General features: G+C 65.0%; 20 protein-coding genes. 8 read left to right on the forward strand and 12 right to left on the reverse strand.

Features of this window, described 5'->3' with window-relative positions; genetic code table 11:
* Positions 1 to 557 precede the first annotated feature (557 nt).
* The 5 genes from Spa11_RS13620 to Spa11_RS13640 all read right to left on the reverse strand — a co-directional run bounded on the left by Spa11_RS13620 (position 558) and on the right by Spa11_RS13640 (position 7,018).
* Entirely contained in the window at positions 558 to 2,384 is a 1,827-nt protein-coding gene (locus Spa11_RS13620) for a putative ABC transporter permease subunit (RefSeq protein WP_145113135.1), read from the reverse strand.
* On the reverse strand, positions 2,381 to 3,178 hold the full coding sequence (locus Spa11_RS13625; protein WP_145113136.1) for an ABC transporter ATP-binding protein: 798 nt from the start codon (positions 3,176 to 3,178) through the stop codon (positions 2,381 to 2,383). Before Spa11_RS13625 ends, Spa11_RS13620 begins: the two co-directional genes overlap by 4 nt.
* 13 nt (positions 3,179 to 3,191) lie before the next feature.
* Positions 3,192 to 4,136, reverse strand: a complete 945-nt coding sequence (locus tag Spa11_RS13630) for a hypothetical protein (protein ID WP_145113139.1) — start codon at positions 4,134 to 4,136, stop codon at positions 3,192 to 3,194.
* Between the two features lie 706 nt (positions 4,137 to 4,842).
* Positions 4,843 to 6,141, reverse strand: coding sequence for a 3-phosphoshikimate 1-carboxyvinyltransferase (aroA, locus tag Spa11_RS13635; RefSeq protein ID WP_145113141.1), 1,299 nt, complete (start codon positions 6,139 to 6,141; stop codon positions 4,843 to 4,845).
* A gap of 136 nt (positions 6,142 to 6,277) precedes the next feature.
* On the reverse strand, positions 6,278 to 7,018 hold the full coding sequence (locus Spa11_RS13640) for a YdjY domain-containing protein (protein ID WP_145113143.1): 741 nt from the start codon (positions 7,016 to 7,018) through the stop codon (positions 6,278 to 6,280).
* A 183-nt stretch (positions 7,019 to 7,201) separates the two neighbouring features.
* Between Spa11_RS13640 and Spa11_RS13645 the strand changes: the two genes are divergently transcribed.
* The 3 genes from Spa11_RS13645 (at position 7,202) to Spa11_RS13655 (ending at position 11,125) form a co-directional block, all read left to right on the forward strand.
* The gene (locus Spa11_RS13645) at positions 7,202 to 9,067 is read left to right on the forward strand and encodes a hypothetical protein (RefSeq protein ID WP_145113145.1); all 1,866 of its coding nucleotides are present in this window, start codon (positions 7,202 to 7,204) and stop codon (positions 9,065 to 9,067) included.
* A gap of 102 nt (positions 9,068 to 9,169) precedes the next feature.
* Complete coding sequence (locus tag Spa11_RS13650; RefSeq protein WP_145113147.1) at positions 9,170 to 9,877, forward strand: YggS family pyridoxal phosphate-dependent enzyme; 708 nt, start codon at positions 9,170 to 9,172, stop codon at positions 9,875 to 9,877.
* 96 nt (positions 9,878 to 9,973) lie between these two features.
* Positions 9,974 to 11,125: a flavodoxin/ferredoxin-dependent (E)-4-hydroxy-3-methylbut-2-enyl-diphosphate synthase gene (locus tag Spa11_RS13655; protein WP_145113149.1), complete on the forward strand. Its 1,152-nt coding sequence runs from the start codon at positions 9,974 to 9,976 to the stop codon at positions 11,123 to 11,125.
* Positions 11,126 to 11,168: 43 nt separating this feature from the next.
* On the opposite strand, the gene Spa11_RS13660 is transcribed toward Spa11_RS13655, so the two are convergent.
* The 3 genes from Spa11_RS13660 to Spa11_RS13670 all read right to left on the reverse strand — a co-directional run bounded on the left by Spa11_RS13660 (position 11,169) and on the right by Spa11_RS13670 (position 14,692).
* Positions 11,169 to 11,531, reverse strand: coding sequence for a hypothetical protein (locus tag Spa11_RS13660; protein ID WP_145113151.1), 363 nt, complete (start codon positions 11,529 to 11,531; stop codon positions 11,169 to 11,171).
* Between the two features lie 399 nt (positions 11,532 to 11,930).
* A complete protein-coding gene (locus Spa11_RS13665; protein ID WP_391503293.1) occupies positions 11,931 to 13,904 on the reverse strand; it encodes a preprotein translocase subunit SecA in 1,974 nt (657 codons plus the stop codon).
* A gap of 74 nt (positions 13,905 to 13,978) precedes the next feature.
* Positions 13,979 to 14,692 carry a hypothetical protein gene (locus Spa11_RS13670; RefSeq protein WP_145113153.1) on the reverse strand — a complete coding sequence of 238 codons (714 nt, stop codon included), beginning with the start codon at positions 14,690 to 14,692 and terminating at the stop codon, positions 13,979 to 13,981.
* A gap of 357 nt (positions 14,693 to 15,049) precedes the next feature.
* Here Spa11_RS13670 and ndk point away from each other — a divergent pair, with 357 nt between their 5' ends.
* Complete coding sequence (ndk, locus tag Spa11_RS13675; protein WP_145113155.1) at positions 15,050 to 15,511, forward strand: nucleoside-diphosphate kinase; 462 nt, start codon at positions 15,050 to 15,052, stop codon at positions 15,509 to 15,511.
* 169 nt (positions 15,512 to 15,680) lie between these two features.
* Here ndk and Spa11_RS13680 read toward each other — a convergent pair whose 3' ends face one another.
* Positions 15,681 to 16,220 (reverse strand): chemotaxis protein CheX, encoded by a 540-nt coding sequence (locus tag Spa11_RS13680; RefSeq protein ID WP_145113158.1) that lies wholly within the window; start codon positions 16,218 to 16,220, stop codon positions 15,681 to 15,683.
* Positions 16,221 to 16,398: 178 nt separating this feature from the next.
* Between Spa11_RS13680 and Spa11_RS13685 the strand changes: the two genes are divergently transcribed.
* From Spa11_RS13685 to Spa11_RS13700, 4 genes are all read left to right on the forward strand, one after another.
* Positions 16,399 to 17,340 carry a lysophospholipid acyltransferase family protein gene (locus Spa11_RS13685; RefSeq protein ID WP_197529388.1) on the forward strand — a complete coding sequence of 314 codons (942 nt, stop codon included), beginning with the start codon at positions 16,399 to 16,401 and terminating at the stop codon, positions 17,338 to 17,340.
* A 152-nt stretch (positions 17,341 to 17,492) separates the two neighbouring features.
* Positions 17,493 to 17,813, forward strand: coding sequence for a Rieske (2Fe-2S) protein (locus Spa11_RS13690; protein WP_145113162.1), 321 nt, complete (start codon positions 17,493 to 17,495; stop codon positions 17,811 to 17,813).
* A gap of 65 nt (positions 17,814 to 17,878) precedes the next feature.
* Positions 17,879 to 18,838: a GNAT family N-acetyltransferase gene (locus Spa11_RS13695; RefSeq protein ID WP_145113164.1), complete on the forward strand. Its 960-nt coding sequence runs from the start codon at positions 17,879 to 17,881 to the stop codon at positions 18,836 to 18,838.
* A gap of 377 nt (positions 18,839 to 19,215) precedes the next feature.
* The gene (locus Spa11_RS13700) at positions 19,216 to 20,457 is read left to right on the forward strand and encodes a type III PLP-dependent enzyme (RefSeq protein ID WP_197529389.1); all 1,242 of its coding nucleotides are present in this window, start codon (positions 19,216 to 19,218) and stop codon (positions 20,455 to 20,457) included.
* A 292-nt stretch (positions 20,458 to 20,749) separates the two neighbouring features.
* Here Spa11_RS13700 and Spa11_RS13705 read toward each other — a convergent pair whose 3' ends face one another.
* The 3 genes from Spa11_RS13705 to Spa11_RS13715 all read right to left on the reverse strand — a co-directional run bounded on the left by Spa11_RS13705 (position 20,750) and on the right by Spa11_RS13715 (position 24,217).
* Positions 20,750 to 21,772, reverse strand: coding sequence for a DUF6268 family outer membrane beta-barrel protein (locus Spa11_RS13705; RefSeq protein WP_145113165.1), 1,023 nt, complete (start codon positions 21,770 to 21,772; stop codon positions 20,750 to 20,752).
* Positions 21,773 to 21,813: 41 nt separating this feature from the next.
* Complete coding sequence (locus Spa11_RS13710; protein ID WP_145383021.1) at positions 21,814 to 23,007, reverse strand: hypothetical protein; 1,194 nt, start codon at positions 23,005 to 23,007, stop codon at positions 21,814 to 21,816.
* A 292-nt stretch (positions 23,008 to 23,299) separates the two neighbouring features.
* Positions 23,300 to 24,217, reverse strand: coding sequence for a hypothetical protein (locus tag Spa11_RS13715; protein ID WP_145113169.1), 918 nt, complete (start codon positions 24,215 to 24,217; stop codon positions 23,300 to 23,302).
* Positions 24,218 to 24,317 lie beyond the last annotated feature (100 nt).

A 24,317-nucleotide genomic window follows, 5' to 3' on the forward strand; every position in this document is an offset into this window, starting at 1 on the left:
ATCGTTCAGTCGGAAGCGTAACCGCAGCGGACGCGGTCAGTTTAACCCCTGCGCGCGAGCGGCAGAATGCCGCGGACAATCGTCCATCGCGCCAGACCCGCGCCAGATCGCCGAGGATGCGTTCTAACGGGCGATTGCGCCGCCGGTGGACAAACGTACCGATCGCGTCATCGGCTCGAAATTCAAGCCATTGAGCAGCATCGCCGCTCAGCGGTGCGTTTAGCTCGCCACCTCGCTGTATCCTACTTCATTTTGCCGTAGCGTCGATCGCAGAGACGCGGAGGCGCAGAGGATAGGCAGCGAAGACTCACGCCAAGCCGGCAAGGCGCAAAGACAAAGTCGTTGAGAAATGAGCGTAGCCGCAAACGACCGCACAGCAACGCGTTCATTGCGGCTTTGCCTGAGTCTTGAAGGCATCCAACTCTGCGCCTCTGCGTCTCTGCGCGAGACGTCCCCACGTTGCTCCGTGGATCAGAGCGAGGCTAGAAACGCTACGGCCAAGTGAAGCACGCTCTAGGTCGATCCAAGAGCACGCTTTGCCTCAACGCAGCCTTGACCTAGTAGAACTCTAACCGGTTGAATGCCCGCACGCCGCGGTAGAGCGGCACCACCGTGGCGGTTAGCCCGACCGCTACCGCTAGGCCAGCGCCCAGCACGAGCCACAGGTCGAGGTATTTTTCGCTCAAGAACTCCGAGCTGATCGCGCTGGAGTGGGCGATCAATTTGAAATGGCACGGCAGCGCCGTCAACGAGACGATCAGGATGATGTAGACCGCGCTGAGCACGAGGTTGAGCGTGCCGCCGAATCCCGCGGCGATCTTCGAGGGGCTCGACTCGTGGAAGTTGGGCATCATCGCTCCCAAACCCACGGCCAGCGCGGCCAACCCGACACAAAGCAGCACGGTCGTCAGTTGGTGAACGCCCACCACCAATGCTGAGACGTGCAACATCAAGTCGCTGAGCAGGATCAGTAGGGCGCAGGGGAGCCACGACCCGAGCGCGGCGAACACGAACTTGCTCCACACGATGGTGTCGCGGCTCACCGGCATCAGCCCGAGGACCCAAAACCGACGACCCTCGAGGCTGAGCATCGGGTAGATGAACCGTGTCGTGAAGGTCGAAAGGATGAGCCCCACCACCGCTAGGTTGAGGAAGCTGACGAGGTTCACCCAGGTGGCGTGCTCGATGTCGCCGGCGGTGACGCGGAACTGATCGACGTTGAGAAAATACAGCCCCAAAAGGCCGAAGAAGATCAAGAACTGCGACCACTGCACGGGGTCGCGTCGCAACAGGCGCCAGTCCTTCATTAGCAAGAGCCGCACCTGCTGTGGAAAGGGCTGGAGGAACCAAGCGGCGACGCGATCGACCCATGCCGCGCCGGCGCGGCGCGGACGACGCGGACGGCACTCGAGCTGACTGAACCCCGAACGGAAGGTTCGCCTCGCCACGGTCGTGAGGATCAATCGGCCCATCAACGCGTTGGTCACCAGTAGCGCCAGCGATAGGAGGGACCGCACCACCGGCGTGTCTCGCAGCGGCGTGGGCAGCCGCGGCGACGCTTGAGCCGCGTCGATCAAACCGTCGCTGAGCCACGAGCTGGGGAGCCATTCTTCGCGCGTAAAACGAAACTTGCGGATCGTGTCGAGGAAGAACTGGTCCTCGAACAACTCCTTCCGGTCGACGGCGATCGTTTCCCAGATAGCGGCGCCCGCGGCCAACATCGACAGCGTCGCAACGACCAGCACGACCGCTACCCGCACATGAGCAAGCTTGTAGATCAGCAGCAGGCAGCACAACGCGCCGATCACGCAGGGAATGTAAACGAACGACGCGATCAGCGGTGCGATCAGAACGTAGTAGTGCCACGGCGCCCCCACCGAGATGCCGTAGGCGAGCGTCAGCGGGCTGGCGAGCAGGAAGAAGCCCCAACTGCTGAAGAGCGTCGCCTCTTGAAACTTGTGCAGCACGATCCGCTCTTCGCGAGCGGGTGTGGTGAGCAAGAATCGAGTCTCGTCGGAGCTGAAGAGGCCGCCGTAGAGGATGATGCCCGACGAGAAAACGAGCATCACGTTGAGCGACGCGAAGAACAGGTGGAACACGAACTCCACCGTCTTGGCGTGGTAGACCTCGCCGGGGCGGGCGATATTCTCACGCAGGAAGTCGAAGCCGACGTAAAACAGCGCAAACAGCCCGCACCAGAAGAAGATACTCAGCCCCACGACCAGCAGCGTCCGCAGGCGAGCCGTCGCCATCAGCTGTCGCAAGTGAGCGACCGTCTCCGTCGCGCGGATGCGGCGGAACAGGGCCGCTTCGACCCGTGGGTCGATCTCGTTTCCGGCTGGATTTGCGGACAGCCTCGCGTTGCTCCCAGCGGGGTTGTTCATTCGGTCCCATCGAGCATGGAAGGGGGTTCGACCTGATGCGTGGCCTCTTCCTCCGCGGTGACGCCGCCGACGTTCTCGCCAACAATCGATAAGTAGAGCGATTCGAGAGATTGCCCTTCGGCGTGATACTTGTGCCGCAGCTCCTCGACCGTCCCCAAGAAGATCAGTTTGCCCTGCTGCATCACGCCGATGCGATCGGCGATCTCCTCCGCCGCGGCGAGGGTGTGGGTCGACATGAAGATGCTCGTGCCCGACGCAGTGCGTTCGCGAAGCAGGTCCTTCACGAGGCGGATGCTATGCGGGTCGAGCCCCACTAGCGGCTCATCGACAATCAACACCGGTGGGTCGTGCAGCAGGGCGGCGGCGAACACCGTCCGCTGCTTCATGCCGTGCGAATAGCTCTCGGCAAGCTCGTCGGCAAACCGGCCGAGACCGAAGCGCTCGATCTCGCGATCGATCGCCGCGGCCGCCTCACGGCGCGACATGCCGTGCATCTCGGCGACAAAGCTGAGGAACTCGCGTCCTGAAAGCTTGTCGTAGAGGTAGGGCTCGTCGGGGACGTAGCCGATACGGCTGGTGGCTTCGCGGACTTGTGAGACCGTGTCGAAACCGTCGATGAGGACGCGACCGGAGGCCGGCCTGAGCAGGCCGACCATCATCTTGATCGTGGTCGTCTTACCGGCGCCGTTGTGGCCCAAGAGGGCGAACAGCTCTCCCGACTCGATCCGTAGATCGAGACCCCGCACCGCGAGCGTGTCGCCGTAGCTGCGAGAGACGCCTTCGAACTGGATCATCGACTGTCGGCCGCTATCGGTTGAGGGCCGCGTTGACGCCCAAGGAGGCTGGTACGGAAATTGGCGGCGCCCCATCGGCTTGGAGACGCCCCTCGGCGTCCGGCGCGGCCGCGACCGACGACGGCGCCACCGTGGCGTACTTCTCCAACTCCAACAGCGACGCGAGTTCGGCTGACGTTTCATCCGACTCGCGGTGGAACGTGATCTTGCTGCCGAGGAAGTGCGTCTCCTGTTTAAGGATGCGGCCATCGGTCGCGACAAACAAGTCCGCCCGCAGGCGGCCCTCGTCGGTGCTGCCGGTCACTTCCGACGAGCGGAACTGCACACGCCATACGTCGGTGCTAACGCCGTTGTAGGTCAGTCGCAGGGGCTCGGTCACTTCGGCGATGATTAGCTCGGTGGGCTCACTAGGCGACCCAAAAGGGCTGTAGACCTCTTGCACCCAACGCCGGCCTTCGTAGAGCGGCAGCAACCGGCCGCTGGGCGTGACGTCGCCGCCGAGGACACTATTGCCTGGCCAAGGGTGGTCGTAACGCTTCGTGAGATCGCCGACACGGATCGTCAGCTTCATCATCTTGTCGAGGACGCGCCCGCGGATGTCGATCGGCACCTCGGGGCGGGTCAATTGCAGTTTCGAATGGAACGACGAGAGCTCGTCCAATCCGTCGTAGACGGTGGTCGTCCGCATGGTGAGCGAGATATTGCGGAGCGTCTTGAGCATCGGCGCCAGCCAGACCGGGGCGCCGGGAGGGGCCTCGATGTGATCGAGCTTCATCAGGCTATGGACTTCCTTGACGCCCCCTTCACCAGGCACCGCCTGGAGCACGGCGAGGCCGCAGCCTTTGCCGCCGATTTCGATTCGCCAGGCAACGGGCTCGACCTGATTCGTCGGCCGGGTCGCGGGGGCGTCCCCTCGATAGAAGGGCGGTAAGATCCGGTCGGTGACGAGCCAACTCATGGCGGCTAGCCAACCAACGATCACCACACCCGTGTAAAGCCGATTCCCTACCACCCCGGAAATCTCCGTAGAAAGCCGCAATCTAGGCCGACTGGAAGAAGCAGTCCGACGCCGCAACAGCCCCTCTTAGTTCCTTATAAACCAGCGAGCGGAGCGCACGTGCCCAGGAAAGCTGCCAGGAAGGAAGATTTCCCCGGAACCTCGCCGCCCGTTCGGTGATCCTACCCGGTAAGCCCCGCGACTGCGACCCGAACCCCCTCTTCAGGGGGTGGGCAGTGTGGTCTACCACATCTCGCAGTTCTGTTGGACGCCGGGGCCCAGATTGCGTAAACTGTTACCCTCAGGCTTTTCTTCCCCGAGTTACATGGAGGCTACTGCGATGCCAGGCTCGGTCTTTTACGTACAGCCTTGTCCCGCCTGCGGCCGTAATCTGCAGGTCCGTGTCGACTACCTAGGCAAAGGGATTGCCTGTCAGCATTGCAACGCAAGCTTCGTAGCGCAGCAGGCAACGCGTGCGCCGCGGGCTTCGGAATCGGGTCTCGCGCTGCTGGACCGCGCCGACGAACTGCTGCGCGCCGTTGAACGGCGTCGGCAAGAGATGGCCGCGGCGAATGCGGGTCGGTAATCAGGGACTAATTTTGGGTTTGGACCGATCCGCTACCTGACGGGCCCGGCTGGAACGCGCCCTGCTGATTGCTTGGGTTAATCACTGCTGCACAGCGCGTGCTAAGTCCTCGAAATAGTTCGGGTAAGTCTTGGCGGTGCAGCTGGGATTTGCGATGCGGACACCCTGTTGCTTGAGGCCTACGAGCGCGAGGCTCATCGCCATGCGGTGGTCGTCGTAGGTCTCGACCAGGGCGGGCCGCAGTTCGCCCGGTGTGATCACGAGCCCGTCGGGCTTCTCTTCGACCGACGCGCCGAGACGGCGCAGCTCGGTCGCGAGGTCGGCGATGCGGTCGGTCTCCTTGTGACGGTTGTGGGCGACGCCGGTCACTTCGGTTGGCCCGTCGGCAAACAGCGCGACCGCGGCGAGCGTCTGCACCGTGTCGCTGATGGCGTTCATATCGAGGGTGGCGCCGCGGAGCTTTTCGCCCGGCGCGGGGCCGATCACTTTGATCCCTTCGGCAAGAGGTTTGACGCGACAGCCCATCTTCTCGAGGCAATCGACGAACGCCACGTCGCCTTGCAACGCGTTGCGGGTGAGGCCATCGACCGTGACCTCACCGCCGCAAATCGCCGCGGCGGCCCAGAAGTAGCTCGCGGCGGAGGCATCGGGCTCGATGGCGTAGTCGCGCGGCTGATAGCTGCCAACCGGCTCGATCTCGAAGCGCGAGAGGTCGTCGGGCGCCGAGACCTCGACGCCAAACGACCGCATGACTTCGAGAGTCATCGCTACGTAGGGCTTGCTGACGAGTTCGCCCTCGATCTCGAGCGTCACCGGGCCGTCGGCGCAGGGACACGCCATCAGCAGACCGCTGAGGAACTGGCTCGAGATGTCGCCGCGCACCATCGCCGCGCCGCCCGGCAGGCCGTTGGCGTGGACATCGACGGGGGGGCAACCGCCGGGTGATTCGCAGCGCACTGTCGCGCCGAGCGCGTTGAGGGCTTTAACAAGGTCTCCGATCGGCCGCTCGCGCATCCGCGGCACGCCATCGAGCCGGAAGGCGCCGTGGCCGAGGGTCACCATCGCCGTGAGGAACCGCACCGTGGTGCCGCTGTTGCCGATGAAGAGGTCGGCTTCGATCGCCGGGATCTGACCCCCCGCGCCGGCGACTCGGAGCGTCGTCCCGTTGTCGGCGACATCGATCGGAATACCCAAGCGACCGAGCCCCTCGATCATCACATGCGTGTCATCGCTCACCAGCGCGCCGCTGAGCGTTGATTCGCCGTCCGCCAGCGCCGCGCACACCAACGCGCGGTTGGTAAGGCTCTTCGACCCCGGCGGCCGCACTGACGCGTTCAGCGGGCCGGCGACTGGCGTGATCTCGATCGAATCGGTGGACATGCAGGGAAGTCAATCAGGATTTGCAGGATCGACAGGATCAGGAACCTATTCGATAGATCCCGGCGACCCTGTCGAAGAAACTCAGGCGAGCCCCCGATGTTAATCGGGGGTGGAACCCGGAGACGGCGTGCCAGCTTCATTCAGCTTTCGACGTCGGCGTCTTTTCCTCAGCGGGCTTCGCTTCAGCCGGCTTCGTCTCCGCCTCCGGCTTTACCTCAGGGGCCTCCGGCTTCGCAGCGTCCTTCTTCTTCGGCGTCAGCACCAGCCGCACCTCGGTCCCCAACTCGGGGATGCGCTCCGTGAAAGGCTCGAACCACAGCTCGTTGTTGCTCGCGCTGCTCGGCGCGGGCACGTCGAGCATCGCGGAGCCGAAGTTCGAGACGCAAATGAAGTCGCCCGCGTCGGCTAGGTAGTGCTGCTTGCCCGAATCGGGGTCGGTCCAGAAGCCGCTGCCGGCGAAGACGAACGGGAGGTCCATCGCTTTCTTGGTGTCGGCGTTGCGGACCCAGTCCTGAGCGCGGGCCTTTTGGGGCTTGCCGTCGGCGGTCCACTCGATGCTGACCTCGATCTCCGTCCCGGTGGGCGGCTTGTACTCGGGCTGAAAGCGGACGGGCGTCCCCTCCTCGGCTCCAACCAGCAGCAGCCCCGTGTGGACAAGGTAGGCCTTCGTGTCGACCGCGACGACCGACTCGTGCTCCTTGGTCCCCGCGGGGCAGGCGAACATCTCCAGCACGCCCTCCCGCAGCACGACCTTGCCGTCAACCATCACACAGGTGCGGGCCTCGTCGATCCAGACGGGCGACTTGGGATCGAGCCGTTTGGCGTTCTCGGGGGGCTCCAGCGCCCAGGCCGGCGAAATGCCGACAGCGAGGCACAAGCAGGCGAATGTTTGTCGGCGAAGACTAGGAGCACGGCGGCGAGCTGGATAAACTCGGCGGCTTACGGGTCGGGTGTCTGAGTTAGCCATCTTCCTAGCTCCAGTTTCGGGCCCGCTCCGGATTCGGGCCGTTTCGTAACCGTCGGCCCGCATCTTAACGCCACCCCTTGAAGGATCGCCACGGTGTCGACGGCCCGCCCGCCCAAATCTTCGACCGACTCCCGCCCCCTGAGCAGCGCAATCGGCGCCCTCACGCAGCTCGACGCCAAGCAACTGTGGCGGCCCAGCGCTCCTGGCGAAGTCCGCGACGCCTGGAAAAAGAACGACCATGCAGCGGCTTGGAAGGCCTGGGCCGCGCACCTCAGCAAGCACAAGTCCAGCGGCCTGCACCTGGGAAAGAAAAACCCCGCGGTCACCTGGGGCGTGAGCGCCGGCGCCGCCGAGGCGCTGCGCGAATGGCTCCTCGAGGGCCCGCTCGCCAAGGGCCAGACGGCCGTCGCGGCTGCGCACCGCTGGGTCGCCGACGGCGGCGAGCGTGAGGCGGACCTCGTGTTTGCCCTCGAGTGCGTCGCCTGGGCGGCCGCGCTGCCCGAGCTCGCCGCCAGACTCGGTGCCGACGCTTGGTGGTCGCTCACCGAGACGCTTTACCAAGTCGCCCAAGAGTCCGGCGCCGCGGCCGCCCCGCCGTCGAGTGACGGGGAGGGAGAGTCGACGGAGTGCGAAGAGGCCGTCGTCGATCAACTGCTCTCCGGCGAACTCCCTCTCCTATTGTCCCGTCAGCTGGGCGACCTGCGCCCGTTGCACGAGTTGACGGACGGTTCGAAGAAGTCCCTCAGCGACGGCATCGAGCGGCTCACCGATGGCGAGGGGCTGCTGAGCGCGGCGCTGTGGATCGATCCTCGGATGCACGCCGCCTCGCTGCTGCTGGCCTGCTGGACCCGCTGCCGCTCGCTGGGCGACAGCAAGCCATGGACTAGCGACGCGCAGTCGCAGTACGAGTGGGTCGTGCAGCAAAGCCTCCGCATGGCCGACCGCTATGGCCGGCTGGCCTTCGCGCCGACCGACCTCGGCGGCGCCGATGAGTTGTTACGCGAAGCCCTGCGGCTGGGTGGCGACGCCTCCGACAAGGCGGCCGGGGCGCTGCGACTGAAGGGCTTCAAGGCCGACAAGTCGTTCGAAGAGCCCGAAACCTCGAACCATTCCGAGTGGGCCGAACTAGGCGTCCTGGCGACTGGCTGGCGCGACAAGGCGCCGCGGATCGTCGTCGCCCACCCGTCGGACACAATGCGGATCGAAGTCCACGCCGGCCGCGACCTGCTGCTCTCGGGCGAGTGGCCGATCGACGCCAAGATCAACGGCGAACCGGTCCGCTCGACCGACGACTGGGAATGCCAGTGCTGGCACACCGACGAGGACGGGGACTATCTCGAGGTCGCGCTGCCGCTAGTAGGAGGCGGACGCCTCGAACGGCAGTTCTTCCTCTCGCGCAAGGACGGCGTCGGCTTCCTCGCCGAGACGCTCTTCTCCGCGATCCCCGACGGCGCCCAGCTCGAAACCACCGCCCGGATCCCGCTCGGCGCCGGCGTCAACTTGCAGCCCGAGAAAGAGACCCGCGAAGCGATGCTCGTTGCCGGCGACGAAACCGTCGCCGGCCTCGTGCCGCTGGACCTCGCCGAGTGGCGTGACGACCCGCGCGGCGGCGAGCTCTTCACCAATGGCGACGCCCTGGTCCTCACCCGCCAGCGCCAAGGCCGCAACGCCGCGTCGTTCCTGTGGTTCGACTTCTCGGCGCCGCGGTTCGCCAAACAGCGGACTTGGCGCCAGCTGACCGTCGCCGAGTCGCTGAAGACCGTCACGCCCGATGTCGCGATCGGCTACCGTGTCCAAGCCGCCAAGCAGCAGTGGTTCATCTACCGTTCGCTGGAAAAGCTCGGCAACCGCACGCTAATGGGCCAAAACCTGTCGTGCGAGATGCTCGTCGGCAAATACAAGTCGCCGGATGCGGTCGTCGAGGAATACTTCCAGATCGAAGGGCCGGAGCTAGAGTAACCACAGATGCACACAGATGAACAACGATGGCTCCTCTGACAGACGCCAAACCCGATTACTTATCTGTGTTGATCCGTGTTCATCTGTGGTTCCATTTTTGAAATGTTAGGCTCCGACCTCGACGCCGTTGTTCGTGGCAATGTCGAGCGGGTTCGTGAGCAGGTCGCGGCGGCATGCGAGGCGGCGAGGCGATCGGTAGGCGACGTGACGCTTGTCGGCGTCAGCAAGTACGTTGGCCCTCCAGAAACGGCGGCGCTGGTGCGGGCGGGCTGCACAGTGCTCGGTGAGTCACGACCGCAGCTCTTGTGGTCGAAGGCCGAGGCGCCGGAGGTTTTCGGTTTGCCGATCCAGTGGCGGATGATTGGCCACCTGCAACGGAACAAAGTGGACCGCACCGTTTCAGTGGCTGCGGCGATCGATAGCGTCGATTCGCTCCGCTTGCTCAAAGCGGTGAACGACGCGGCCGCCGCTGCGGGTAAGACAATGGCGGTGCTGCTAGAGGTCAATGAGTCGGGCGACGCCGAGAAGCACGGCTTCGCTGCCGACGACTTGCCGGCGATGCTCGGGGAACTCGGCGCCTACCGGAACGTCCAAGTGGAGGGCCTGATGACGATGGCCGCCCGCGAGGGGGACCGCGACACGGCCCGCCACAACTTCGCCGCGCTGCGAGAGCTTAGAGACCGCGTCGCCACGCCCAACCTTCCTCTCAGAGAACTATCGATGGGCATGTCGGGCGACTTCCACGAAGCGATCCTCGAAGGCTCAACGATGGTCCGCATCGGCTCGGCCCTCTGGGAAGGAGTTTTATGAACCACAAAGGAACAAAGGACGTAAGCCTGCGACTACGAACTGCGTCATGTAGTCTTCCTTTGTTCCTTCGTTCCTTTGTGGTTAGCTTTAAGAATCATGGTTGAGATCAAGCGAAACCCTACACGTCCCGTCAGAATCGGCTCGATCACGATCGGCGCCGACAACGTGATCGCCGTGCAGAGCATGACGGCGACCAGCACGCAGGACATCGACGCCACGGTGGCGCTAGTGAATCGGATGGCGGACGGCGGGCCGGGCGTTGGCGCCGATGTAGTGCGGATCGCTGTCGATAGTAAGGCCGACGCCGCGGCGCTCGCCGAGATCCGTAAGCAAACCACCGCGAACCTATCGGTCGATCTGCAAGAGAACTATCGGCTTGCTGAGTTGGTGGCGCCGCACGTCGATAAGCTGCGTTACAACCCGGGGCACCTCTACCACCACGAGCGCGACAAGCCGTGGCAAGAAAAGGTCGCTTACCTTATCGGCGTCGCGCGAGACAACGACTGCGCGATCCGCGTCGGCGTCAACTGCGGCAGCGTCGATCCGGCGAAGAAGGCGAAGTACGCGCCGGAGGATTCGATCGGCCCAATGCTCGAGTCGGCGCTCGATCACTGCGCGTACCTCGACGAGCTCGGCTTCACGCGCTACTGCGTGTCGCTGAAGGACTCGGACCCGAAGCTCGTCGTCGAGGTCAACACACGCTTCGCCGAAGCCCGGCCCGACGTTCCGATCCACCTGGGCGTCACCGAGGCGGGCATCCCGCCCGAGGGCGTCATCAAGACGCGCATCGCCTTCGAGCAGCTGATCTCCAAAGGGATCGGCGACACGCTGCGGGTGTCGCTTACGGTCCCCAATCATCGCAAGCGAGAAGAGATCGAAGCGGGTCGCTCGATCGTCGCCGACATCTACGCCGGCCGCGTCCGCAGCGTCGTCGACTACGGCCTGCCGACGATGAACATCATCAGTTGCCCCAGTTGCAGCCGCGTCGAGAACGAGGCGTTCGTCGAGCTGGCCGAGAAGGTCAAGGAGATGACGCGCTACGCCAAAGACCACGCGATCACGATCGCCGTTATGGGCTGCCGCGTGAACGGCCCCGGCGAGACCGACGACGCCGACCTCGGCCTCTGGTGCGGACCGAACTTCGTGAACCTCAAGCGCGGCGAAGAGGAACTGGGCCGGTTTGGGTACGACGAAATCTTGCCGCGGCTGAAGAGCGAACTCGATGCGCTGATCGCGGCGGGCTTTTGAGCTGCAACAGCCCCACCCCCATCAATCGGCGCGTTGACCGCTCTTAGGCCTTCGCCGCCCGAGAGCCCAGTGCCTTCCAGACGCGCTTCGCGTACGCCCTATCAAGCCGCGCGAGGCGCACCGCGCGGAGGTCGAGCGTGCGGCCTTTGCCCTTCGGCTCTTTGACGAACACGAACGGCAGGCACGCGTCGATCACGCGTAGCGGGTCGGTGGTCTCGCGCGGACGGAAGCGGACGCGGATCAGCGGGTCGTCGCTGGTTAGCGGCGAGTCACAGCTCCAAGCAAACGCCGCGTACTCGTACTCTTCGCTGAGCACCGCGACGTAATCGCCAGGGCGCACGTCTTCTGGCGCTAGCGTCTTGGCTAGCGTCACGTTGCGTTCGGCGGTGTTGGTCTTGGTCTTCATGGTCGTCGCGCCCTCGACGGGCATTCGTGACCGACCCCGTGAATACCGCGAAGGTTCACGAAAAAGACGGCGAGCCGGGAGCGTTACAGGATTATGCAAGGGCTAGCAGTTCAACGTTGGGCAGACAAAAGAAGCGTTAGCGCGTTATGTCCCCCTCCACCGCTTTCGGGGGAGGCCGCTTTATCCAGGAAAAGGGGGGGAGGGGGTGGAACGCTGGTACCCGCTTCAGCACCCTCCCCTAGCCCCTCCCTCTGAAGAAGGAGGGGGACACAACGCGCTAACGCTTCATGGACGAAACCAACCGATTTCTCACTGCTAGCCCTTGCATAATCCTGGTTAGCGACCGGAGGGCGCCGGGTACCAACTTCCTTCCGGTCGCTAACGCTCCCGGCTCGCCCTTTAACCTGGTGAATCCAGGTAGGGGTCTTGGCTCATGGCTCTTTGCATCTTCTGCCGTTCCTTCTCGTGATACAGCAGCACTTTGCGATCACGGAATTGACGGCGCTCGACGCGGTCTTGGGCGCGGGTGAAGACGCTTTCGAGCCCGCGAAGCGACGCGTCGCCGGTCGACTTGCCACGTTCGACGAGGCGTTTGTATCTCCGCGGCCCGAAGCCTTGCAGCAGGATCTCGTCGTCGAGAGAAAGAAACTGACGGTAGCTGCCGGGGTCCCCCTGGCGTCCACAGCGGCCGATCAACTGGCGGTCGATGCGGCGCGACTCGTGCAACTCGGAGCAAATGACGTGCAGGCCCCCGAGGTCGTGAACGCCCGGGCCGAGCTTGATGTCGGTGCCGCGCCCCGCCATGTTCGTCGCGACCGTGACGCGTCCCTGCCCGCCGGCGGCGGAAACGATCTCGGCCTCTTTGGCGATGTGCTTGGCGTTGAGCACGGTGTGCTCAATGCCCGCTTCCTTGAGCAGGACCGAAAGGACCTCACTCTTGTCGATCGAGCGGGTGCCGATCAACACCGGTCGGCCCGTGGCGTGAATCTGTTTGATCTCCTCGACCATGGCCCGCCACTTCGCATCGGCCGTGCCGTAGACGAGCGTTGGCAACTGCTTGCGGATCGGTGGGCGGTTGGTGGGGATCGGGAGGACGTGGACCTTGTAGATCTTCCGTAACTCGGGCGCGCTCGAGCTCGCCGTGCCCGTCATACCCGCCAGACGGTGGTAGCGGAGGAACATGTCTTGGATCGTGATCCGCGCCGCTTGGTTGGTGGCAAAGGTGATCTCGACGCCCTCCTGGGCCTCGATGGCTTGGTGGATGCCAGCGCGCCACTTGCGGCCCTCGGCGAGGCGGCCGGAGAACTCATCGACGATGACGATCTCACCATCACGGACGATGTAATGGCGATTGAGGAACATCTCACGCTTCACCTTGATGGCGCGCTCGACGTACTCGTAGATTTCCGCTAGCGCAACCCGGTCCATCGCCGGGGGCTTGGGCAGTTCGCGGACAAGCCGCCTGCCGGCGAGCGTGAGGCTGACCTGCTTGTCTTTGTGGTCGTACTCGTAGTGCTCGTCATCGATGAACTGTGGCGGATCGGCGGCGGCTTGCTGCGCGGCCCACTGGTACGCCTCGGCGGCGATCTCCTCGGCTTCGCCGGGCAGCGCGCTAATGATGAGCGGCGTCCGCGCTTCGTCGATGAGGATGCTGTCCGCCTCGTCCACGAGCATGAAGTGCAGGTCGCGTTGCACGGGCTTCTCGCCCGCGCCGCCGCTGGCGCCACCGGTGAGCATCTCGCCGAAGAGGTCCCGCGCGCCCTCGCTGATCCGCCGTTTCAGCAGCCGATCCCGCAAGAAGTCGAACCCCATCTCGTTGGCGGTGCCGTAAGTGATGTCGCAGGCGTAGGCCTTCTGCCGCTCGGCCTGGGGCATCTGCGACTGGATGACGCCGATCGACATGCCCAGCGCGTTGTAGACGGGCTCCATCAGCTCGGCGTCGCGGGCGGCGAGATAGTCGTTGACCGTCGCCATGTGCGCGCCCTTGCCTTCGAGCGCGGCCAGGTACGTCGGCAGGGTGGCGGTGAGGGTTTTGCCCTCGCCGGTCTGCATCTCGATGATCGACCCGTAATGCGCCGCGGCGCCGCCCAGCAGCTGAACCTCGAAGTGCCGCATGTTCTTCGTGCGTCGGCCCGCTTCGCGCACGAGGGCGAAGGCCTCCACCAGCAGCCGATCGAGCGGCTCGCCGCTGCGGGCGCGGTAACGGAGCGAGAGGCTCTCCTTGCGTAGGTCGTAGTCGCTGAGCTTCTCGTACTCGGGCCCGAGGCGATTGATCGGCTCGAGGCACGAGGCCCACTGCGCGAGCCGCCGCTTCACCGGGCCGCCGGTGAGCATCTGGATCTTGCGGGCGACGCCTTGCGGGATCGTTTTCAACGGGGAAACCGCTCGAAGAAAGCGGCGTACAGACGCGGGGCAGGGGAGAGGCTGAACCCTCTATCGTACACCGCTTAGCGCCAGCCGGTGCTAGACGGAGGCGTTGCGACCCGCAGCGGCGCCGGTTCGCCGGCCCTGACGCCCGTCGGCGCCGGTTCAAGCGGCGCGATCGGAACCCTCTGCTGCCCGTTGATGGCGGCGAGGCTCACCGGCTCGTAGCCGAGGCTCTCGCCTGGGACACGTACGCGGGGGCTGCCGGCCAGCGTGTCGGTCCGCACCGGCGCCGAACCCGCGATCCAGCCGCTGGCGGTCGCAGCGGGACGCTGGGTGTTGGCGCTCATCGCCAACTGCTCCGATCCAGAACGGGCGACGGGCTGCGACTGTTGCCGGGCCAGCAGCGATTCGCTCGGCGTCGCGAAGCGAAGCGCGCCAGAATCGGGCTGCACGGAGATCGAATCGCCTGGGGTCATCGAACGCGGACTTGCCGACGCTCCGTAGTAGGGCGTCGCGGTCCCGGGGGCCGGTGTCGTCCCCGCAGGGGCGTAGGTCGAAGGCGGTGCGCCGTAGGACGGCGCGGCGGTCGGGGGCGCGCCATACGGAGACCCCGACGTGTAGGGCGAGGCCGTACCGCCATTGATCGAAGCCGGCGCCGCGGGGCTGAAAGGGGGGGCGGCGCCAAAGGCCGGGGCCGTCGTCGCGGCGGGCGATCCGAAGGCGGGGGTGGCGCCATCGACCGAACGAATCGTCGGCGGGGGCACGCGGTCGGCCGTCGTGAAGGGGTTCGTCACAGCCGGTGAGCTACTGCTGCAACCAACCAGACAGAAAAGCGACGGTAGGAGCGCGTAGAGGCGGGCGTAGCGATACATCTCAGACAAACTCCGGCGGCCCCCCCGCACTACGGTCAACACGGCGGAGGCTAGCAGATGGGCGGTAACGATCCAGAGCAGATGCGAGGGGCCGACGCTAGCGAGCCATAGGCGAGCCGTCAGCGTCAGCGTCCGGAGTGCCGCAGGTACCAAGGTTCCTCCGGACGCTGACGCTGACGGCTCGCCTTCGGTGACCTCCCGTTGAGGCAATGCCGGCGCCGGCCTAGAATCCGGGGCCCTTCTGGAGTTTCCTCACCACCACTGGCCCCTGCGACCGCAATGCAACGCACGCTGATCCTGCTCAAGCCCGACTGCTTCCAACGCCGCTTGATGGGCGAGATCATCTCCCGCTTCGAAAAGAAGGGCCTCAACTTCGTGGCGATGAAGCTGATCCAGATCACGCCCGAGCTGTCGAAGCAGCACTACGCCGAGCACGTCGAGAAGGGCTGGTACCCCACGCTCGAGTCGTTCATCACCAGCGGTCCAGTGCTAGCTGGCGTGCTCGAGGGCCTGGAAGCGATCCAGGTCGTCCGCGACATGCTCGGCGCCACTAGCGGCCTCAAGGCGGCGCCCGGGACGATCCGCGGCGACTTCAGCAGCAGCCGCCAGATGAACCTAGTGCACGGCTCGGACGGCGAAGAGGCCGCGAAGCGCGAGATCGCCCTGTACTTCAAGCCCGAAGAGATCGTCGCGAACACGCCAACGGTCGCCCCGTGGCTCCGCGCGAGTGATGAGGCTTGAAATCGGCTTTCGAAATGGGTGTCTCGAAACACCCATGGCGGTAGCTAGTTAACCACGGAGCCACAGAAGGCACGGAGCGACGCACAGAGAAATTCCTCAGTGCCTTCCTCGGCGTCCTCAGTGGCTCTGTGGTTAATACGCGGCAAAGACAGTCGCGAGCCCCGATATCTCAAAGCTTCAGCAGCGATAGCGTCACGTGCAGCAAGCGGTCGCTTGCCATGATCGCTTCGGGGTTCTCGACCTCGAAGCAGACCTCGAGCAACTCCAGCCCCGTCGCGAAGGCGACTTGGTAGCCGTCGCCGACGACGACGCTGGGGACCGTGATGTTCGTGAACGCCCACTCGCCGCGTGAGAGGGACGACTTGATTCCGCCGACGATGATGTTCGTCACCTCGCCGGCGCTGTCGATCACCTGCGGCGTGAGGTCGGGATGCCGCTCTCCGAGCAGGCCATCGACGACGTGCAGGGCGAGCCGCTTGGACATGTTCACCGCGATAAAGCCCGAAACGCGGCCGTGCGCGCCGATCAGGCCGGTCAGATCGCCGTACTGCTTGGAGGGCATCCGCGATACGCCGACGCAGCTGGCCTTGGCGCCGCACATAGCCAGCGCCTTGGGGACCGCGTCCACGACGGCGTTGAATAGCTCGCGGTTGAAATCGATCGGCAGGTCGTTCGTAGCGACCGGCGGTGCAACGGGAGCGGCAACCATGGCGGATAATGGCGTGTTGGGATTGGCGGACGGAAAAAATATCCGTCGAAGTCGAGTGGCTGTTCGGCTGCCACCTTGGTTAACCACAGGCTTGCGCTGCGGACGACGATAACAATCGGCGTAATCGGTCTTTCCGTCGCCCCGCCACGCCCGTCAGAATCGGTCCATGCCGCCCTTCATGCGAACCGCGATCGACTACGCCGCCTACCTGTGCCTCCGCGGGACGATCGCCCTCGTGCAGGCCCTGCCGCTGAGCATCTGCGAACGCGGGGCCGAGGCGCTGGCGTGGCTGATGCACGACGTGCTGCGGCTGCGCCGCCGGGTTGTCGAAAACAACTTAGCGATCGCGTTCCCCAATTGGTCTGACGCTCAGCGAGAGCGGACCATGAAGCAAATGTGGCGGCACCTGTTCTTGATGGTCGCAGAGATCGCCCACACGCCGCGAAAGGTCCACCGCACCACTTGGCGCGACTGGATCGAACTCGACCGCGACGACCTGATTCTCCAGACCGTCCTCGCCGACGGCCCGAAGGTCGTGATCTCGGCACACTACGGTAACTTCGAGCTGGGAGGCTACGTCCTGGGCGTCTTCGGGCTGCCGACGCACACCATCGCCCGGACGCTCGATAACCGCTTTGTCGACCGGTACGTCAACGAGTTCCGTGGCCGCACCGGACAGTTCATCCTGCCGAAGACGGGGAGCCGCGATGACGTCGAGCGGGTGCTCTCGGGCGGCGGCGTGCTGACGCTGCTCGGCGACCAGCACGCCGGGCCGAAAGGTTGTTGGGTCGATTTCTTCGGCAAGCCGGCTTCGACGCACAAGGCGGTGTCGCTGTTCACGCTTTCGTACGCGGCGCCGACGGTGGTGGTGGGCGTCCAGCGACGCGGCGACGCAGCTCTCAAGTACCGCATCAGCGGCGTCGATGCGGTTGATCCACGGGCCGAGGGTTTCGAACTGGGGACCACGCCGCTGCTGACCGAGTGGTTTACGCGGCGGCTGGAAGAGGTGATCCGTCGGGAGCCGGCCCAGTACTGGTGGGTGCATCGGCGCTGGAAAGGAGAGCCGCCGTCTCGGAGGAAGGCCACCTCCAAGGATAAGACTGAGCCGCAAGCGGTGTAGCGTCCTTGCTTGTTCCCTATTGTGGGAGGCGTCTCCAGACGCCGATTTCGGTCTCCAAGCCGTTTGGGTATGGTGCGTGCAATCGGGGGTCTGGAGACCCCTCCCACAGGTCGCTGCGCACCCGTTGCTTCTTCGCTCTGCTTCTTTCCTCAATGCCGAACACGGATTGGCTACCCGCCGCCGAACTCGCCGACGTGCCGCCCGGCACGGCTGCGGAAGCCGTTGTCGGCGACGCGATTGTCGCCCTCGTGAACGTTAATGGCGATATCCATGCCCTGGATGGCATGTGCGCCCACCAAGGGGGGCCGCTGGGACGCGGGAAGCTCGAGGGCTGTACGCTGACTTGCCCCTGGCACGGCTGGCAGTACGACGCCATGACCGGCCAGCAGCTCCTCAGCCAGCATATCCGCCAGCGGCGCTACCCGGTGCGGATCGAAGGGGGTACGATCTTGGTTCGGTTGAGCGACGGTTAACACGCCGCTGCTTACCCCCAGCGCCTTTCCCTCTCCCCACCTGGCGTTCGCCCCCCTGCCGCTAAGTGTTCGAGATCCGGCCCTTCCGCAACTCGGACCCGCCAGCCCTGGCTGCTATTTGGCAGAGCCAGCCCTTGCAGCGTGGGCTGGCCCAACCGATCAATTCGGCGGTGCTTGAGCTGTGCGTCTTCTCGAAGCAAATGTTCGATCCGGAAGGCCTCCGCGTCGCGGCTCGGGACGGGCAACCGATCGGTTTCATCCACGCCGGCTTCGGCCCGGACGAACGCGGCGAAGGCCCTGACACGACGCTCGGGACCTCGCACATCCTGATGCTACAACGGGGGCTCGAATACGACGCCCTGGCGGACGCCCTCATCGCCAGCAGCGAGGAGTACCAACGCTCCAAGGGCGCTACGGTCCACTACGCCGGCGGCATCCGTCCGCTCGACGCCTTCTACCTGGGGCTTTACGGCGGGAGCGAACTGCCGGGCATCCTGGAATCGGACCAGAGGCAACTCACCCACTTCCTGCGCAACGACTACGAAGAAGCCAGCCGTGTCGTGATCTTGCAACGCGACTTGGCCCGCTTCCGTTTTGGCGGCCCGCGGGAGACGCGGCAGATCAAGCGCGACACTTCGGTCGAGCAAACCTTCATGCCGCCGCCCCGGCACTGGTGGGAGGCCTGTGTCACCGGCGGGCAGGACCGGATGCGTTTCGCCCTCCGCGACCGTGGGACCGGCGCCGAGATCGCTCACGTTGTCTTCTGGGACATCGAGCCGCTGGCGACGAGTTGGGGCATCCCTACCGTCGGCATGACCGACCTGTGGGTCGATCCCATCTACCGCCGCCGTAAGGCGGCGACCCACCTCCTCAACGAGGCCCTGAAGCTCGTTCAGCGACGCGGCGCGTCCATGGTCGAGGCTCAAACCATGGCCGAGAACGAGGGCGCCCTGGCCCTCTACAAGTCGGTCGGATTCACCGCGATCGACAACGGCCTGGTGCTGCGTCGTCGGCCGAGAGCCTGAAGCACGATTCGTCCACCGACGCCGAACATGAGTTCTGCGGCAATCGTACTGGCTTTATGGGGCGAATCTTTTTGACCCAGCCCATGGACGAAGTACGTTTGAGTGTTTGACGATAGCGGCCTAGCGGCGGCAGTTTGCCGACCACCCTCCACCCAGATTGGGGTCCTCCACCTGGGGAGCCAAGAAGCGTTGGCAGGCGAATCGTTAAATCTTTCCAAAAATGCTCTTCCACTCGGGACGGTGGGTGTCGATAGTTCTCCGTCCGTCGATTTTTCTCGGCCCACAACTACATAAAATCTGTACCTAGGGGGTGCCCTGCATTGTCCAAAAGCCGTCGCCGGAGGGTGACTACCTTCGAGAACGCCGTTAACGAGGCCATGGATGCGCCCGTAAGCGAGCCGACGCCAGCCTGTGCTGTGCTAGACTCTCCTTCGACGGACGCCGCGCTGATGCACCCGAGTGCGAAGCTCGAGGCGTTCCTGGCCAACAGCAGCCACCTGCAGACCCCTTTCGTGGTGGTCGATACCGACGTCGTCGCCCAGCGTTACGACGCCCTCCAGGCCGCCCTGCCAATGGCGGACCTGTTCTACGCCGTGAAGGCGAACCCCGGCCGGCCGGTCCTCGACACACTGATCGCGCGCGGCTCGTTCTTCGACGTCGCGTCGGTCGGTGAGATCGACCTATGCCTGAATGCCGGCGTCACGCCCGATCGGATCAGCTACGGCAACACGATCAAGAAGCGGGGCCACGTCGAGTACGCCTACGACCAGGGCGTCCGGCTGTTCGCTTTTGACGCCGAGCCCGAGCTGGACAAGCTGTCGCAAGCCGCCCCCGAGGCGACCGTCTTCTGCCGCGTCTTGTGTGACGGCAAGGGCGCCGAGTGGCCACTGAGCCGCAAGTTCGGCTGCGACCCGGATGAGGCCGAGCGCCTGCTTCACCTGGCCGCCGACCGCGGCCTTAAGGTGGGCGTCTCGTTCCACGTCGGCAGCCAGCAGGGCAATGTCGAGGCTTGGGACGCCGCCCTCGAGATCGCCGCCCGCTTGGCGCGTTCGCTGATGGGCCGTACCGAGCCGGTCCGCCTCGACGTGGTGAACGTCGGCGGCGGGTTCCCCGGCATCTACCAGCGCGAAATGCCGTCGATCGAGAAGTACGGCGAAGCGATCGCCGCTTCGCTCGCCCGCCACTTCGGGCCGCTCTACGGGGACTACCTGCCCCGCATCATCGCCGAGCCGGGCCGCTATCTGGTGGCCGACGCCGGCGTGCTCCGCACCGAGGTGGTGCTCGTCTCGCGCAAGCACGAGATGGACGAGAAGCGTTGGGTCTACCTCGACTGCGGCAAATTCAGCGGCCTCGCCGAGACGATGGAAGAGGCGATCCGCTACCGGTTCCGCACCCCCCACGACGAGGCAGTCGAGAACGGCGCCCCCACTGGCGCGGTGATCATCGCCGGCCCATCGTGCGACTCGGCCGACGTGCTCTACGAGAAGACCGACTACCGGATGCCGATCGCCCTGGCCGAAGGGGACTTCATCGACATCATCTCGACGGGCGCCTACACGACGACCTACTCGAGCGTCGGCTTCAACGGCTTCGCTCCGTTGAAGGATTACTACATCTGACGCGGCGAGCGGTTCAAGAATGACAATCAACGCGGCCCGGTGCAAAGTGCACCGGGCCGCGTTTTTTCTGGTTGAAGGGCTTTCACCACAGAGGCACTGGGAGCACGGAGTTACTCACAGGATGTAGGGTGCGATGGAGCGAAGCGGAATCGCACCCTACGCACTTAGGAAGCCTGGGAGGCTTTTGTAGGAGGCGTCTCCAGACGCCGATTACGCGCACCATACCGTAACGGCCAAGAGACCGTAATCGGCGTCTGGAGACGCCTCCTACAGAGTCAACTGCGCACCACGCTCAGTAAGACCACCCGACGCGAGCCACCAGCGAGTCATCCAGCGACACGTCTTCGCCGGTGTTCTGGTACTCGATGCTGCGGCCGAAGACGTACGCCAATTCATAACGGCGTTTGCCGGCGAGCAGGCTGCCGGGGCCGGCTTTGGTTTCGTAGCCGATGCCGACGCCCCAGCTCGACAGATTGAGCGTGTCGGTCGTGCCGTCGGGGCGCTGGACGGCCCAGGCGCCGCCCCCGAGGTCGCCGGCGAGGTAGACCGCTCGCTCGGCGCCCGCCTCGTCCTGAGGCAACCGCCAGACGACCCGCGGCCGGGGCATCATCAGTTCGTAGCGGACGTCGCCGCAGTCGCGGATGAAGCCCGCCACGGGGATGACCGACAGGTCGTCGCGGTTCAGATACGCGGCGCCGAACAACCACTGCCACTCTTCAGACGCTTGGTAGACCGCCGCGGCGAAGCCGCTGAAGCGCAAGGCGTCGCTGTCGTCGAGGCTGTAATCGTCGCCATAGAGGCCGGTGCTGAAGCTGCCTCGGAAGCTCCAGCGCTCGTTGAACTTCTTAAAGGTTGCGAACGACAGTTCGAAGTCGTTCACGCTCGATGGGGCGTCGATCGTGCTGGGCCCGTCGAAGAGGTGCAGCCCGGCTCGGGGCGTGATCAACACCGGCGTGCCGAAGACGAACGGCGGCACGCCAAAGCTCACCGCCGCGGACAGGTTCGTGTGACCGAGACCGTCGCTCTCGAGCCGTGGCATCCAGCCGGCGTTGAGTTCGACGCCCTGGAAGATTCCACGCTGCGTTGGCGCCGCCGGCGCCTCGACGGCTTCGATCGGGGGCTGGGCGACCGCGGGCATGCCGATCGCCTCGGTGCTCTGCGCCAATCGATACTCGGGCTGCGAGTCGCTGTCGCTCGCCCACCGGGTCTCATCCGTCGGCGAAGCCGGCAGCCGCTTGGGCAAGTCCTGCGCAGCAGTGCCGGCGCCGCCCATCGAGCAGACTGCCGCTAGCACCAACGAGCCTAGACGCAGCATAACGATCGCAGCCTCCTGCCCTTCGTTTCCGTGACCTGTCATCAGTAGCCGATGCCCGCACGGAACATGATCGCGTCGTCGAGCTTTCCTCTGTAGGGGTCCTGGCTCTCGAAGACCAGCTCTCGATCAAATGCGTAGCCGATCTCCAGATGGCCGGTCGCCTGACGCGGCGTTTGCCACTCGACACCAAGGATCGCGCGGATGTCGTTGTAGTCGACGCGGTCGCCGAAGCCTGCGCGTTCGAGCGTCCACGAGCTTCCGCCATACTCACCGGCGACGTACCACCACCAATCGGCCGTCCCAGACGAGAACCAAGTCCGCCGGATCTTGGGGTTCGGGAAGACGAGGTAGAGGTCCCATTCCGGCGAAGGACGCCAGCGTACGCCGCCTGCGGGCAGGAGCTTGGTGCGTACGCGGTCGAGGTAGACGGCGCCGAGTAGGAAGTCGAATTGCGGGGTAATCGACACAACGCCCAAGCCACGACCCAACAGGCGGACCGTGTCGCCGTTGACCTCTTTGAAGTCCGTCCAGACGCCGGTACGGAAACCGAGTTCGGCGCCAAACTGTGGCGTGAATTGCGGGTTCCAAGCGAGATCGAGATAGGCGTCGTACGCCAGCGGAGGCATGTCGGGGCCACGCGGCACTGCCGCCGGGTCGGCCACCGGTCCGTCAAACCAATTGAAAGCAAAGCCTGGCGTCACGAAGAGCGGCGTCTCGACCGAGCCGTTGATCGGGACCGCCAGAGTCGAGGCCACCTCCGATCGATTCATGCCGAACGAATCGACCGTGTTGTCGCCCAGAAGCAACGTGTGCTCGTACCGCAAGCGGGCCAGGAATTGCCGCCAGGTTACCGTCGAGCCATCCGATTGCTGAAAGCCGTAGACCCCGGATTGCCACCCGATCGCGTTGCCTTCACCGAAGGCCCCCGCGCTCGACGGATTCGCCAAGTTGGCTGGGGCCGTTGGCGCGCCCCACGCAGGCGACATGGGCGCCTGTGGGGCGACGGCGTAGGGGAGGGAGGTTGCTGGGGGAGGGCCGACAGGCGAGCCAAAAACGGGCGTACCCTGGCTCGTCATGTAAGGATTGAAGCTGGGCGCCGGGACGCCAAGCGTCGGCTGCGGCATGGGAGTTACCGCGGGGGCGCCCCACTCCGGTGTGGGGACGCCGTTGTACGGGAGTTGCACCGTCTGGGCGTACGCGACCGACGTCGCCACCCCGAGGGCAAGCGACAGCATCGACAGCAGCGCGCGCCACAGCCGAGATACTCGGCCGCTGCGCTTTCGCCTAGTCGAATCCACCCGACGCACTCCCTATTGCTCGCTAGGTCGCCCCAAAACAGACAGAGCTAACTACCAGCAGCGGAGCAAACGGGTCAAGATCGAGCCGGTGCGTAACCGATACAGGGGCGCAAAAAAAGAGGCGAGCCGTAAACGTTCGGCGACCAGAGCGAAGCGTCTTGGTGCTTCCACTCCGTGCGCTGACGTTTGCAACTCGCCAAAGGCTCGCTTATACGGCCTTCCCCGATACTTAGTCCGCCGAGGCCCAGCCATCGGCGCTGAGGTGGTGCGTCTTGCCCGTCGCTTGCGTGCGGTGCGAGGCGGCGCGATTCTCGACGGGTTGGCGGTACACCGCCGTGTGGACCGGGGCGGGGTGCGTGTTCTGGGTCACGCGGTTCGCGGGCGGGGCGAACAACGGCGGGGCATTGAAGTAATCGTTGGAAGAGGCCGCGTCGGTGGGCGTCTTTTCCTCTCCCGCTGGCTCGTCATGGAGGATGCTGTCGGTGTCGTCGATCTCGGGACGCTGCGAACGGACCGGCGGGGGGTTCTCCGTCGGCGCCAAGGCAGGGGCCGGCTCAACGAGAGTCGAGGAGCCATAGGTCGACGAGTCGTAGGCGCCTGACGGCGTTACGACGTTCGAGGCCGCGCTGCACGAACTGCAGGTGCTCGTGGGGGAGGACATGAACGACGCCTGAGCAACTCCGCCGCAAGCGTCACAGGCGTTGCATGCCGAAGCAGCCGCGGGCATCGACATAACCGGCGACAGCACGACCGGGCGGTTAACTGTCTGCACGACTGGCGAATACGCGACTTGGCCCCAGGTCGCCGGGAAGGTGGGCCGGTAGGCCGTCGTAGCGCCCCAAGTGGGCGTCGCTCCCCAGGTATCCATCACGACCGGACGAAACGCCGTTGTTGGCGTAGCGACACCGGCCGCAGGGGTTGCGAACGTCGTCGTGGTCGTGCTCCCGCCAAAGAGACTCCGGCTGAAGTTGGCGAGGGCACGGCCTGGGTACCAGCTATCGACCGTCGTCGTCTGAGCGACGACCGGCGCCGGGGCGGCGACAACCGGCGAGAACGCCACGGTCGGCGTCCCGCAGCACTGTGCGAACGCGTCGGCAGACAGGCCGGCGACGAGGGCGAGCGACAACGTGAGGGCGACAGGACGCATCGTGTTCTGACCGTTAGGAAAGGTGGACGGACAAATTGCCGTTGTGTTTATCTACCTCGCAGGCGCCCCGGGAGGCAACTCACGGCTTGAGTTTCCTCGC

The sequence above is a fragment of the Botrimarina mediterranea genome (assembly GCF_007753265.1).
Taxonomy (GTDB): Bacteria; Planctomycetota; Planctomycetia; order Pirellulales; family Lacipirellulaceae; genus Botrimarina; species Botrimarina mediterranea.